Genomic DNA, 14,518 nt, shown 5'->3' with positions numbered 1-14,518 from the left:
TTTTAGTTGTTCGTTTATTTTTTTCTGATAAAAAGTAGGTAAAAGCCAATGATCACCAACACAACTGGCCAAGACTTCCAAGCGATTGTAACTGTATTCTCAAGGATACCTAGCCATGCGGTAATTTTATCGTAAAATAGAAGCAATAATGCGAGGACAAGAAATAATATTCCTTGAAAAAGTCCTGAACGCACCTTCTGGTAACGTAATAAGAATCCAAGCGCAATAATTAGGATAAATGTTCCAATATGATTTGGCCATAGTTGAAAATGGTTAATGATATGGAAATGAAGACCAAATCCGGTAAGAATGACACCAGGCAGAATAGCTTCATAATCCTTCGCCCCATACCCTTGAGAGAGAAAGGAAACGCCAACGATTACTAGCAGAGTTGGCCATGTGTAAAACTGTTGAAAAAGAGCGATGTTCGCCTGTTGTAAAAAGAAATAAACACCAAAACCAATAAGGATGATTCCAGGAAAGATTCGTTGATTTTTCATTAGCACCACTTCCAGTAAGGATTACTTGATAATCATTCTAATTTTTGTTACTGTACATATGGAGGCTTGTCATATTATGACGAGCAAGTAAGGTTTACCAATTAATTATAATAGCATATTTGCATCACAGATGATTAGATTTTGTTCACATTTTATACAAATATGGTCATAATTCATTTTCTTCTATAAAAATGGAACATGTTATAATTACTACTAGCAAACATGCAAATATTCTGGGGGATGTATTTCTGTATGCATATATTAGTGATCGGTCTTAATTATAAAACTGCCCCTGTTGAAATTCGTGAGCGTTTGACATTTAACCCTTCGCAGTTAGGGGAAGCAATGAACGCTCTTAAAGAAAAAAAGAGTGTGTTAGAGAATGTAATTGTCTCTACTTGTAACCGAACAGAAATCTATGCGGTTGTTGATCAACTACACACAGGCAGATATTATATAAAAGAATTTCTTTCAGAATGGTTTTCAATTGAGCAAAGCGAATTTTCACCATACTTATTTATATACGAACATGACGGTGCAATGGAACACTTATTTAGTGTAACTTGCGGATTGAACTCAATGGTATTAGGTGAGACACAAATCCTTGGTCAAGTTCGTACAAGCTTTTTATTAGCTCAAGAACATGCAACCGTTGGTACAGTTTTTAACCAGCTTTTTAAACAAGCAGTAACCTTAGCTAAAAAAGCACATTCAGAGACTGATATTGGTGCGAATGCGGTTTCGGTAAGTTATGCAGCGGTAGAATTAGCGAAGAAAATCTTTGGTTCCTTAAATAAAAAGAATGTGTTAATTCTTGGTGCAGGTAAGATGGGGGAACTCGCCATACAACATCTACATGCAAATGGAGCTAGTAAGGTAACGGTTATTAATCGCACGTATGAAAAGGCTCAGAATTTAGCTGATCGTTTCGAAGGTGAAGCTAAAACACTAGAAGAGCTTCAGTGTTCTTTAATCGATGCAGATATATTGATAAGTTCAACCGGTGCAAAGGAATTTGTTATTACAAAAGATATGATGACTCAAGTAGAAAAGCTGCGTAAAGGAAAGCCTTTATTCATGGTTGATATTGCGGTTCCACGTGATTTGGACCCAGCATTAGCTGAGCTTGAGAGTGTCTTCTTATATGATATAGATGATTTGGAGGGAATCGTTGAAGCGAACCTTCAAGAACGAAAACGTGCAGCTGCACAAATAATGATGATGATTGAAGAAGAAATTGTTGACTTTAAACAATGGCTAAATTTACTTGGAGTTGTCCCTATTATTTCTGCTCTACGTGAAAAGGCACTTACAATTCAGTCCGGGACAATGGAGAGCTTAGAACGAAAGCTTCCTCATCTGTCTGACCGTGATTTTAAAGTATTAAATAAACATACGAAAAGTATTATAAATCAAATGCTAAAAGATCCAATCCTTCAAGCAAAGGAATTAGCCGCTCGAAAAGATTCAGAACAAGCGTTAGATTTGTTTGTGAAAATTTTTAATATTGATGAACTTGTAAAAGAGCAACAAGTTCTGAGAGAAGCGGAACCAAATCGAGTGGTTTTAACAAACCAACAGCCTTCCTTTCAATCATAAACGAGGAGAAGCGAATGTTTGACTACTATATGACGAGGCTGCATGAGCTGACCGTTGTCCTGTATGCTTTCTGCGTGCTCTTATATTTTATTGATTTCTTACACCATAACCGGAAGGCAAATCGTGTTGCCTTCTGGTTACTTGCATTTGTGTGGTTACTTCAAACAATGTTTTTATTTTTGTACATGTTAAAAACCGGTCGTTTCCCGGTGCTTACTATATTTGAAGGGCTCTACTTTTATGCATGGGTGCTAATTACATTGTCACTAGGAATCAATCGGTTACTACGTGTGGATTTCATTGTGTTTTTTACAAATGTATTGGGGTTTATTATTCTAGCTATCCATACATTTGCACCTGTACAATTTGAATCTCATGTGATGGCCGAGCAACTCATCTCAGAGCTTTTATTGATTCATATAACACTTGCCATTCTTTCTTATGGAGCTTTTTCCCTTTCTTTTGTCTTCTCTTTTCTTTATTTGATTCAGTACAACTTACTAAAGAAAAAGAAGTGGGGAGCTAGACTGTTAAGAATTACTGATTTATCTAAGCTTGAGCATATGTCATATGTTTTAAATGTCATTGGTGTGCCTATGCTAATGCTAGCAGTGATATTAGGAATTCAATGGGCATACTTAAAAATTCCTGAGATGTTTTGGTTAGATGCAAAGGTCATTGGTTCATTTGGTGTCCTGATTGCATATAGCATTTATTTATACTTACGTGTTAGCAAGGAGCTGTACGGAAGGTCATTGGCTCTTTGGAATATTGCTTCATTCTTAATTGTTTTAATCAATTTCTTTTTAATAGGCAACTTATCATCCTTCCACTTTTGGTACACTTGAGGATACATACATAGGAGGTTTACATGCGGAAAATAATAGTTGGCTCTAGACGAAGTAAGCTTGCACTTACACAAACAAACTGGGTGATTGACCAGTTGAAGAAATTAGATCCGTCCTTTGAATTTGAGGTGAAAGAGATTGTTACGAAGGGGGATAAAATCCTTGATGTAACACTGTCTAAAGTTGGTGGGAAAGGTCTATTTGTAAAGGAAATTGAGCAGGCAATGCTCGATGAGGAAATAGATATGGCAGTACATAGTATGAAAGACATGCCAGCTGTTCTGCCGGAAGGTCTAGTGATTGGTTGTATTCCATTTCGAGAGGATCATCGAGATGCGTTAATTTCTAAAAATCACATTCCAATTAACGAATTAAAATCAGGTTCTGTTGTTGGCACGAGCAGTCTTCGTCGTAGTGCACAGCTGCTTGCGATTAGACCAGACCTTGAAATAAAGTGGATACGAGGAAATATTGATACTAGACTAGCTAAATTAGAAGCGGGAGAATATGACGCGATCATACTAGCCGCTGCGGGACTATCCAGAATGGGTTGGGCTAGCGAGGTAGTATCAGAGTTTATTGATGATGAAATATGTATCCCAGCAGTTGGTCAAGGTGCATTATCGATAGAATGCCGAGAAAGTGATGAACAGCTACTTAACTTATTATCTCGTTTTACTTGCATGAAGACCAAACAAGCAGTGACAGCTGAGAGAGTTTTTCTCCAAAAGATGGAAGGCGGCTGTCAGGTCCCGATTGCTGGTTATGCAAAAGTTGAAGAAAACGGTGATATCTCGCTTACAGGGCTGGTAGCAACTCCAGATGGGAAAACCATAATAAAGGAATCAGCAAGTGGACAAGATCCTGAAAAGTTAGGACTGCAAGTGGCAGACATGCTGATTGCAAACGGAGGAAAGGCACTAATTGACGCGGTGAAAGTGGAGCTTGATAGTGAATGAGTGATGAGTACTCTCTCAACGGAATGAAGGTTCTTATTCCTAGAGGAAAAAAGCATGCCAAACCATTTTCAGATTTAGTCAAGAAATACGGGGGGATTCCAGTGGAAATCCCTCTTATTTCCTTTCGACCCGTTGCTTCAACCAGTCTGCCTATCCTCCTGGATAAAAAACTACATAAATATGATTGGATTATTTTTACTAGTAATGTGACAGTTGAAACATTCTTTACCTTTGATATTAACCCGACCGTTCTCAACAATATAAAGATTGCTGTTATCGGTGAAAAAACAGAGGAAGCCTTAGTGAGAAAAGGGGTAACAGTTGATTTTAAGCCCAAAGAATATGTGGCTGAAGCATTTGTTGAAGAATTCTCCCCTTATATTAGTGAAGGAACGACCGTTTTCATTCCTAAAGGGAATTTAGCTAGAGAACTTATTTCTACCAACCTTGAAAAAAAGGGAGCCCATGTGGATGAACTAGTTATATACGAAACGTTTTTTCCAGACAGTAGTCGGGACGCGTTGGTGAAGGCGCTAACAGAAAAGAAGTTAGATATCATAAGTTTTACTAGCCCTTCAACAGTGGATCATTTTATGGCTGTAGTGAATGAAATGAATTTATTATCAACTATTGATCATTGTTTGATCATTTGTATTGGACCTGTTACTCTTCAACGGGCTAATGCTTTTGGGTTACGTGTAGATGCCATGCCAGATACATACACAATTGATCAGATGTTACAAAGTGTTATGAAACTAATAAGAAAGAGGGAGAACAAATGAATCAATCATTTTCTCGTCACCGTCGTTTACGATCTTCTGCAACATTACGCACAATGGTTCGCGAAAACCACTTACACCTTGAAGATTTGGTATATCCAATTTTTGTAGTAGAAGGTGAAAATATAAAAAATGCCATTCAATCTATGCCAGGGGTTTTTCAACTATCATTAGATCAATTGAAAATTGAAATGGATGAAGTAGCAGCACTTGGGATTCCAAGCGTCCTTTTATTTGGAATCCCAAATGAAAAAGATGAGTGCGGTACGGGTGCATTCCATGATCATGGAATTGTACAAGAAGCGACTAGAGTGATTAAAGAACAGTATCCTCATATCGTTGTTATTGCGGACACCTGCTTATGTGAATATACTAGTCATGGCCACTGTGGAGTGATCGAGGGTGGGAAAGTATTAAATGATCCATCACTAAAATTATTAGCTGATACCGCAGTTAGCCAAGCAAAAGCAGGAGCAGATATTATAGCTCCTTCAAATATGATGGATGGATTTGTTGCGGCCATAAGAGCAGGATTAGATGAGGCAGGGTTTGAGGATATACCTATTATGTCATATGCTGTGAAATATGCTTCTTCTTTTTATGGACCATTTCGTGAAGCGGCTGAGAGCACACCTCAATTTGGGGACCGTAAAACGTATCAAATGGATCCAGCCAATCGAATGGAAGGCTTAAGAGAAGCAAATTCAGATGTTCAGGAAGGAGCAGACTTCCTTATTGTGAAGCCTGGAATGCCATACTTGGATATTGTACGTGATATAAAAAACAATTTTCACTTGCCTGTTGTGGTTTATAATGTGAGTGGGGAGTATTCCATGGTTAAAGCTGCGGCTCAAAACGGGTGGATTGATGAAAAAAATATTGTAATGGAAATGCTAACAGGTATGAAAAGAGCAGGTGCGGACCTTATTATCACTTATCATGCCAAAGATGCAGCAAGATGGTTAAAAGAAAAATAATACTTGATGAAACGAGGGATACTTATGCGCTCTTATTCTAAATCTATTGAAGCTTTCGCTGAAGCAAAAACACTCATGCCTGGTGGAGTAAACAGTCCTGTTCGTGCGTTTAAATCCGTTAAAATGGATCCTATTTTTATGGAGAGAGGAAAAGGCTCTAAAATTTATGATATAGATGGAAACGAATATATTGACTATGTGTTGTCTTGGGGACCATTAATCTTGGGGCATGCAAATGATCGTGTTGTTGAAGCGATTAAAAAGGTCGCAGAACTTGGTACAAGCTTCGGTGCTCCTAGTTTAATTGAAACGAAATTAGCAAATTTAGTGAAAGAAAGAGTGCCGTCTATTGAAATCGTTCGTATGGTTTCCTCAGGAACGGAAGCTACCATGAGTGCATTGCGCCTAGCTCGTGGATATACGGGGAGAAATAAAATCTTAAAATTTGAAGGTTGTTACCATGGTCACGGTGATTCTTTATTAATTAAAGCAGGATCCGGTGTGGCAACTTTGGGTCTTCCTGATAGCCCTGGGGTTCCAGAAGGGGTCGCAAAAAATACCATTACAGTTCCTTATAATGATTTGGAAAGTGTTCGCTATGCGTTTGAGCAATTTGGGGATGATATTGCTGGAATCATAGTAGAACCTGTTGCAGGAAATATGGGGGTGGTTTTACCACAACCTGGATTTTTAGAGGGGCTTAGAGATATTACTACGCAATATGGAGCACTTTTGATATTTGATGAAGTAATGACTGGTTTTAGGGTGGGTTACAACTGTGCACAAGGGTATTTTGGCATCACTCCTGATTTAACATGTCTTGGAAAAGTTATCGGTGGTGGGCTACCTGTTGGAGCTTATGGAGGAAGGGCAGAAATCATGGAGCAAATTGCACCAAGTGGCCCGATCTACCAGGCTGGAACACTTTCTGGAAATCCTCTTGCCATGACTGCAGGATTAGAAACACTTAGCCAACTTACACCTGAACATTATGAGGAGTTTGCGCGTAAAGCAGCACTGCTTGAAGAAGGAATAAAAGCAGCGGCACAAAAACATGGTATTCCCCACACCATCAACCGAGTTGGATCGATGGTCGGATTTTTCTTTACTAACGAAGCGGTTACAAACTACGAACAAGCCAAAACTTCAAATCTTGATTATTTTGCTTCTTATTACCAAGAAATGGCGAATCAGGGTGTTTTCTTACCACCTTCCCAATTTGAAGGAATGTTCCTATCCACAGCACACAGTAACAAAGATATTGGAAAAACGATTCAAGCAATCGACATTGCCTTTTCAAAGCTAAAATGATTATTTTAAAAAGAGACTCAAATGAGTCTCTTTTTTATGTAAACACGCTCTTTGCGATTACTTTTATTCATAAAAATATTCACTAGTTCATAGAGTGATAATGACATAGTGATTAAACGTATAGGAAATGAAAGGAGGAGTCGCTTTGTCTCAAGGTAACGAGTCGTGTTTACGATTTTCATTGGAAGAATCGGTGTGGTTTCAAAAGGGACAGGAAGTAGAGGAGTTAGTTTCTATTTCGCTTGCTCCAAATATTACGATTCATGAAAACGAACAATATGTCACCATTCAAGGTGCATTAGAATTAACAGGTGAATATCAACGTTACAATGATGGTTCTAGTGAGGAGGAGGATTTGTTTACTGCTCCGAAGTTTGTTCATCATGTGGAGGAGAGGGAAGAGGGACTCTATGAGTTCTCACATCGTTTTCCAGTAGATATAACCATTCCTAATAACCGTATTCAAAGCATAAATGACATCTATGTAGAAGTGGAAAGCTTTGATTATCTTTTTCAAGAAAGAAGCTGTATGAAATTAACTGCCGATTTAACAATAACAGGTCTTTATGGAGATCAGCAGCATAAACCTGCACATGAAGAAACAGAAGTGGAAGAATTTCAACTTGAGGTTGCAAACCGAGAAGCAACAGTTGATGAGATAGAAGACCATATTGAATGGTCACATGAGCAACGTACAGAAGAACAAGAGGAACCAATCATATTAGATCATGAGTATGAACCTTTCGCTGTGGAAGCGAGAAAATCAGCGGATGATACAGAGGAAAAAGTGGTTTCTATAAATAAGTCAACTGAATTATTTGAAGCTCCACAACTTCCTGTAAACGAAGCAAAGGAACCTGAAATTACTTTTTCAGCAGCTCGAAGTGAAGCACCCCAAGAGGTTGTTGAAGAAGTGGTGGAAGAGGCAGCAGAGGTTGAGCTTCAGCCTGTTCCAGAAGCCGAGATACAGCCACAAGTAGAAACCCAACCAGAAGTGGAAGAATTTCAACTTGAGGTTGCAAACCGAGAAGCAACAGTTGATGAGATAGAAGACCATATTGAATGGTCACATGAGCAACGTACAGAAGAACAAGAGGAACCAATCATATTAGATCATGAGTATGAACCTTTCGCTGTGGAAGCGAGAAAATCAGCGGATGATACAGAGGAAAAAGTGGTTTCTATAAATAAGTCAACTGAATTATTTGAAGCTCCACAACTTCCTGTAAACGAAGCAAAGGAACCTGAAATTACTTTTTCAGCAGCTCGAAGTGAAGCACCCCAAGAGGTTGTTGAAGAAGTGGTGGAAGAGGCAGCAGAGGTTGAGCTTCAGCCTGTTCCAGAAGCCGAGATACAGCCACAAGTAGAAACCCAACCAGAAGTGGAAGAAGAATCTTCTTCTTCACCACCTCAGCCTAAGGTAAAGAAAAAGAAGTCTTCAAAAAAGGGAATGTCTTTAACTGAGTTTTTTGCTCGAAAAGAGGAGACGGAAGATTTAACAAAACTTCGTGTAGCCATCGTCCAAAGCGGAGAAACGATCGAACAATTAGCGTCACGTTACGAAGTACCTGTACAACAATTACTTAAGGTAAACCATCTTGAGTTAAATCAAGATATATACGAAGGGCAAGTTCTTTATATACCTATTCCTATTGCCCATAAATAGAAGAACAACCATTGGGCAGGTGAATACTCCTGCCCTTGTTGTTTTTATGGAAGGGTTGAGCCTCCTTGTCGAATATTAATTATTTGCAGCAAATGGAGCCGGTGTTAAAAAATTATGGAGTTAAGCCACACTTTATTGAGCGATTTGGGAAAATTTTTCGTATTTATAGTGATAAAGGAATTTTTGCTTTAAAAAAGATATCTCCTAAACATGGAACGGATTTTATTCGCCATATCCAATACTTATATCAGAAAGGCTACAATCGTATTGTTCCTGTTTATCCAACGGTTGATGGGCGCTATGCGGTTTTGCATAATCAAGAATTATATTACCTGATGCCTTGGTTGCCAAATGAAGAGAAAGAAAACAGAAATGAAAGAAATCAACAGCTTTTTCGGGAGCTAGCAAGGCTTCATACATTGTCCCTTCACGAAGTGACTATTGATCCTAAAGAAAAAGAAGAACATTATAGTACCATTTCTTCGCTTTGGGAAAAAGAAACGGAATTTATTGAAGGATATGTTGAGGCGTGTGAGGGGAAACAATATATGTCCCCTACCGAACTTTTGTTTTGCTTGTATTATAATAACATTCGGCTAGCGCTTACTTATTCCAAAAACAAGCTAAAAGAATGGTTTGAGCAAACAAAGGAAGAAACAAAAGCCAGGGCGGTCGTGGTTCATGGAAAGATCTCCTCTGAGCATTTTCTTTATGATGATAGAGGATATGGATATTTTACTAACCTCGAAGACAGTAGAGAAGGAGCGGCCATTCATGATATATTACCTTTCTTATCAAGACTGTTAAATACATTCCCAAAACATTGTGATGACTGCATAGACTGGTTATATGTGTATTTAAAGTACTTTCCATTAAAAGATGACGAAATACTTCTATTACTAAGTTATTTTGCCCATCCCGGTCCCATATTAAGGGTAGTGGAAGAGTATTATAAGTCAAAAGAAAGAAATGAAAGAAAGTTTGTTCAAAGACTACAGAAGCAATTTTGGTTATTAAAAAATTCTGAGTACGTCGTTACACGTATAGAGGAAATTGAAAGACAAAAAAAACAAGCTGCAGCGGCAGCCGCAGCTCAAAGTAACGAGGGAGCCCAAAGCTAATGGGCTCCCTATATAAATTCAAAGTGAAAAGCAATAGCAAGAGCAATGAGTATGGCTAGAAACAAAACATCAAATGTTGTTGGAAGAAAGATGGTTCGAATTCCTTGAAAGATACAAAAAGGGAGAATGAATTGTCTGCATACTCCTCTCACAGTCCTCAACCATGGTGGCAATGTATAAGGATTATACCTTCTTTTCACACCAATCCCTCCTAAGTTCATAATGTAAACCAAAAGAAGTTGTAAAAAAATGCTTCTTCCACTACTCTATGTATGGTAATAAAAAAATATGGGTATCCTTATTGACGTTAACGTACTTTTTTATGTAGTATATGGAGTATAAAATGAAGGCATATTTTTAGTCTTACATAAATCAATACAGAAATCTGCTTTGATAGGGAAGAGTAGATTGGTTACTCGCTTAAAGAGAGGAAAACTCGTGTCTGAAAAGTTTTCTAAGCGCTCCAATTGAAGGTCGCCCTTGAGCATCTTTTACGAACAGTTATGCTTTGTAGTGAAAGACGGGAAGTCCGTTATCTATTTTAAGAGCCAATCATGGTTTATTTATTGATTGGAAAAAAGGTGGTACCGCGAAGCAAACTCCATTCGTCCTTTTAGACGATTGGAGTTTTTTTGTATTAGCTTAGGAGGGAACATAAATGGAAACAAATGAATTAACCATGCCAACCAAATACGACCCAAATACGATTGAACGTGGTCGATACGAATGGTGGCTAAAGGGAGAATACTTTCAAGCGCTTAATGACCAAAAGAAAGAGCCATATACAATTGTTATTCCACCACCAAATGTAACCGGAAAGTTACATTTAGGGCATGCTTGGGATACCACTTTGCAGGATATTCTTACGAGAATGAAACGTATGCAAGGGTATGATGTATTGTGGTTACCAGGAATGGATCATGCGGGTATTGCCACACAAGCAAAGGTGGAAGAAAAGCTTCGTGCAGAAGGAAAGAGCCGATATGATCTTGGTCGTGAGACTTTTGTGGAAGAAACTTGGAAATGGAAAGAAGAGTATGCGAGTCATATTCGTGAGCAGTGGTCAAAGCTAGGTCTCGGTCTAGACTACAGTAGAGAGCGTTTTACGCTAGATGAAGGATTATCGAAAGCAGTAAGAGAGGTTTTCGTTTCATTATATAAAAAGGGACTTATCTATCGTGGAGAGTATATCATCAACTGGGATCCAGCTACGAAAACGGCACTTTCTGATATTGAAGTTATTTATAAGGATGTTCAAGGTGCTTTCTATCATATGAAGTATCCATTAAGTGATGGCTCAGGATTCATCGAAGTAGCAACTACGAGACCAGAAACCATGCTTGGAGACACAGCAGTTGCTGTACACCCTGAGGATGATAGATATAAGGACTTGATTGGAAAAACAGTTATATTGCCAATTGTTGGCCGTGAAATACCAATCGTTGGTGACGACTATGTAGATATGGAATTTGGTTCAGGAGCAGTTAAAATAACCCCGGCACATGACCCGAATGACTTTGAAATCGGAAATAGACATCATCTTGAACGTGTGCTTGTAATGAACGAAGACGGTACGATGAATGGAAATGCCGGTAAATATCAAGGGTTAGATCGATTTGAGTGTCGTAAGCAAATCGTTAAAGACCTACAAGCAGATGACGTATTATTCAAAATTGAAGAGCATATGCACTCGGTTGGGCACTCAGAAAGAAGTGGTGCAGTAGTTGAACCATATTTATCAACACAGTGGTTTGTTAAAATGCAACCTCTAGCTGATGAAGCAATTGCTCTACAAAAGAAAGATGAAAAAGTGAATTTTGTTCCTGACCGATTTGAGAACACGTACCTTCGCTGGATGGAAAATATTCGTGACTGGTGTATTTCTCGTCAGCTTTGGTGGGGCCACCGTATTCCAGCGTGGTATCACAAACAAACTGGAGAGGTACATGTTGATCATGAGCCTCCTGCAGATATTGAAAACTGGGAACAGGATAAGGATGTATTAGATACATGGTTTAGTTCTGCTCTTTGGCCGTTTTCGACGATGGGCTGGCCAGATATCGAATCAAGTGATTATAAGCGTTACTACCCAACCGATTGTCTTGTAACTGGTTACGATATCATCTTTTTCTGGGTTTCAAGAATGATCTTCCAAGGCTTGGAATTCACAGGACAACGTCCATTTAAAGATGTTCTTATCCACGGACTTGTTCGAGATGCTGAAGGGCGCAAAATGAGTAAGTCACTTGGCAACGGTGTTGATCCGATGGAAGTAATTGATAAGTATGGCGCAGATTCATTACGTTATTTCTTATCAACAGGAAGCTCTCCGGGACAAGATTTACGTTATAGCACGGAAAAGGTAGAAGCTACTTGGAACTTTGCTAATAAAATCTGGAATGCCTCACGCTTCGCATTAATGAATATGGACGGATTAACGTATGAACAAATTGACTTGAGTGGTGAAAAGTCTGTAGCAGATAAATGGATTTTGACAAGATTAAATGAAACCATTGAAACGGTAACAAGACTATCCGATCGATATGAGTTTGGTGAAGTTGGTCGTGTGCTATACAATTTCATTTGGGATGACTTCTGTGATTGGTATATTGAAATGGCAAAGCTTCCACTTTATGGTGAGGATGAAGCGGCAAAGTTAACAACAAGATCTATATTAGCTTACGTACTTGATCAAACGATGAGACTTCTACACCCATTCATGCCTTTTATTACAGAGGAAATTTGGCAGAACCTTCCTCATAAAGGAGAGTCAATTACGGTTGCGACATGGCCTGTAGTAAACGAGGAGTTAACTGATCATCAAGCTGCTTCCGATATGAAGCTATTGGTTGAGATTATCCGTTCTGTTCGAAATATCCGTGCAGAAGTAAATACTCCTTTAAGCAAAAAGATCAACATGATTGTAAAAGGTAAAGATGACAATATCTCTGCTGTGTTAGAAAAGAACCGTGCGTATATTGAACGTTTCTGTAATCCGGAAGAATTAGTCATTGGAACGGTAGTTGATGAGCCAGAGAAGGCGATGACAGCTGTTGTAACAGGAGCAGAAATTATTCTTCCGCTAGCTGGGCTGCTAAATATAGAGGAAGAAATTGCTCGACTAGGAAAGGAATACGCTAAGCTCACCCAGGAGGTTGAACGTGTTCAAAAGAAACTCAGCAATGAAGGCTTTGTAAAGAAGGCACCTGAAAAAGTAATTAATGAAGAGCGTGCAAAAGAGAAAGACTACATGGAAAAACGAGCGCTAGTAGAAGCGCGTTTAAATGAATTAAAAGGACTGTAATGTTAGTAGGACGAATCTACAATAGATTCGTCCTCACTCTATTATGAAAGGTGAATCATCATGTTTTTGACTTATGAAGAAGCAGTGGCATGGATTCATGCTAGATTAAGGCTCGGAATCAAGCCGGGGCTTTCAAGGATGGAATGGATGATGGACAGGCTTGGTCATCCAGAGAAACATTTTCACTCCGTACATATTGGGGGGACGAACGGAAAAGGTTCGACCGTTACTTTTTTAAGATCCATTTTAGAAGAGCAGGGTTATTCGGTTGGCACTTTTACTTCACCGTATTTTGAGCAATTTAATGAACGAATTAGTGTGAATGGTAAGCCTATATCTAATGATGATATTGTACGTTTAGTCAATGTTATAAAACCTTTAAGTGATGAACTTGAGCAAACGGAACTTGGGGGACCAACGGAGTTTGAGGTTATAACTGCTATGTCGCTCGTATTTTTTGGTCAGTTAAGCTCTGTTGATATCGTGCTATATGAAGTTGGCCTCGGTGGACGGTTTGACTCAACAAACATAATAAACCCTCTTCTGTCCATTATTACAAGTATTGGTCTTGACCATACTGCCATCTTAGGTGATACGCATGAGAAAATCGCCTTTGAAAAAGCGGGAATTATTAAATCCGGTGTTCCCATCATTACAGCTGTTCATCAATCGGAAGCGTTACAAGTAATAAAAAAGAAGGCTTCAGTAGAGAATGCAGATTGTTTTGTATTAGGGGAAGAGTTTCTTGTTTTAAATCATCAATCAATAGCAAATGGTGAAGAGTTTGATTGGAAGATGGGTGATCAAAACTGGTCTTGTATTCAAATATCGATGATAGGTAAACATCAAATCGAAAATGCGTCTTTAGCGATTATGGCCGCTCATCTATTAAATGATAAAAGCCAATTTGTTATTGACTCCACGTCCATTAGGAAGGGCATCAAAAAAGCCTATTGGCCAGGGAGATTTGAAGTGATAAATAACTACCCGACGGTTATTATTGATGGAGCTCATAACGAAGAGGGAATTCACACATTGGTCCGTGAAGTGAAAAAACGCTACCATGATAAGGAAATTCACATCGTTTTTGCCGCATTAAGAGATAAAAAACTAGATGGAATGATTCAAGAGCTTGATGCTATCGCCTCACAAATCACTTTCGTATCCTTTGATTTTCCACGCGCAGCAACTAGTAAGGAACTCTATTCGATTAGTTTGTCTGAAAATAAAACTGAAAATATGAATTGGGAGACAAGTATTGAAGAGCAATTAGTCCATCTGAGGGAAAACCAAGTACTTATCATTACAGGTTCTCTATACTTTTTAGCAGAGGTAAAACCAAAATTACTAAAACTACTAGAAACGATGTAATATAAATCTATGACAAATATCTGAATCTTTGATAAACTTAACATAAAGTAAGTCTTTTCGCCCATTAATAAAGGAGGGGGAGG

At 38.6% G+C, this 14,518-nt stretch carries 12 protein-coding genes and 1 other annotated feature; of the genes, 10 read left to right on the top strand and 2 right to left on the bottom strand.

What is annotated here, in order from left to right:
* Positions 1–14: 14 nt before the first annotated feature.
* Entirely contained in the window at positions 15–500 is a 486-nt protein-coding gene (locus tag MKX65_RS17535; protein ID WP_160546707.1) for a LiaI-LiaF-like domain-containing protein, read from the bottom strand.
* A 252-nt stretch (positions 501–752) separates the two neighbouring features.
* Here MKX65_RS17535 and hemA point away from each other — a divergent pair, with 252 nt between their 5' ends.
* The 8 genes from hemA (at position 753) to ysxE (ending at position 9,760) form a co-directional block, all read left to right on the top strand.
* Positions 753–2,099, top strand: coding sequence for a glutamyl-tRNA reductase (gene hemA / locus MKX65_RS17530; protein WP_340904787.1), 1,347 nt, complete (start codon positions 753–755; stop codon positions 2,097–2,099).
* A gap of 14 nt (positions 2,100–2,113) precedes the next feature.
* Positions 2,114–2,947, top strand: coding sequence for a cytochrome C assembly family protein (locus MKX65_RS17525; protein ID WP_119709290.1), 834 nt, complete (start codon positions 2,114–2,116; stop codon positions 2,945–2,947).
* Positions 2,948–2,970: 23 nt separating this feature from the next.
* The gene (hemC, locus tag MKX65_RS17520) at positions 2,971–3,906 is read left to right on the top strand and encodes a hydroxymethylbilane synthase (protein ID WP_160546709.1); all 936 of its coding nucleotides are present in this window, start codon (positions 2,971–2,973) and stop codon (positions 3,904–3,906) included.
* On the top strand, positions 3,903–4,688 hold the full coding sequence (locus MKX65_RS17515; protein WP_160546710.1) for a uroporphyrinogen-III synthase: 786 nt from the start codon (positions 3,903–3,905) through the stop codon (positions 4,686–4,688). The genes hemC and MKX65_RS17515 overlap by 4 nt, the downstream gene beginning before the upstream one ends.
* Positions 4,685–5,662: a porphobilinogen synthase gene (gene hemB / locus MKX65_RS17510; RefSeq protein ID WP_160546711.1), complete on the top strand. Its 978-nt coding sequence runs from the start codon at positions 4,685–4,687 to the stop codon at positions 5,660–5,662. Before MKX65_RS17515 ends, hemB begins: the two co-directional genes overlap by 4 nt.
* A gap of 24 nt (positions 5,663–5,686) precedes the next feature.
* On the top strand, positions 5,687–6,973 hold the full coding sequence (gene hemL / locus MKX65_RS17505; protein ID WP_340904785.1) for a glutamate-1-semialdehyde 2,1-aminomutase: 1,287 nt from the start codon (positions 5,687–5,689) through the stop codon (positions 6,971–6,973).
* Between the two features lie 145 nt (positions 6,974–7,118).
* Complete coding sequence (gene spoVID, locus MKX65_RS17500) at positions 7,119–8,639, top strand: stage VI sporulation protein D (protein WP_340904784.1); 1,521 nt, start codon at positions 7,119–7,121, stop codon at positions 8,637–8,639.
* Between the two features lie 65 nt (positions 8,640–8,704).
* Positions 8,705–9,760, top strand: a complete 1,056-nt coding sequence (gene ysxE / locus MKX65_RS17495; RefSeq protein WP_340904783.1) for a spore coat protein YsxE — start codon at positions 8,705–8,707, stop codon at positions 9,758–9,760.
* Positions 9,761–9,768: 8 nt separating this feature from the next.
* Here the strand turns inward: ysxE and MKX65_RS17490 are convergent, their stop codons facing one another.
* Positions 9,769–9,981, bottom strand: coding sequence for a hypothetical protein (locus MKX65_RS17490; RefSeq protein ID WP_119709283.1), 213 nt, complete (start codon positions 9,979–9,981; stop codon positions 9,769–9,771).
* Between the two features lie 160 nt (positions 9,982–10,141).
* Positions 10,142–10,376, top strand: a binding site (T-box leader).
* 42 nt (positions 10,377–10,418) lie between these two features.
* Here MKX65_RS17490 and MKX65_RS17485 point away from each other — a divergent pair.
* Both MKX65_RS17485 and MKX65_RS17480 read left to right on the top strand, forming a co-directional pair.
* Entirely contained in the window at positions 10,419–13,064 is a 2,646-nt protein-coding gene (locus MKX65_RS17485) for a valine--tRNA ligase (protein ID WP_340904781.1), read from the top strand.
* A gap of 60 nt (positions 13,065–13,124) precedes the next feature.
* A complete protein-coding gene (locus tag MKX65_RS17480; RefSeq protein WP_160549790.1) occupies positions 13,125–14,435 on the top strand; it encodes a bifunctional folylpolyglutamate synthase/dihydrofolate synthase in 1,311 nt (436 codons plus the stop codon).
* Positions 14,436–14,518 lie beyond the last annotated feature (83 nt).

It is taken from the genome of Robertmurraya sp. FSL R5-0851 (genome assembly GCF_038002965.1).
In the GTDB taxonomy this organism is placed as follows: domain Bacteria; phylum Bacillota; class Bacilli; order Bacillales; family Cytobacillaceae; genus Robertmurraya_A; species Robertmurraya_A beringensis.
This window is presented reverse-complemented; position numbering and strand designations above follow the sequence as displayed.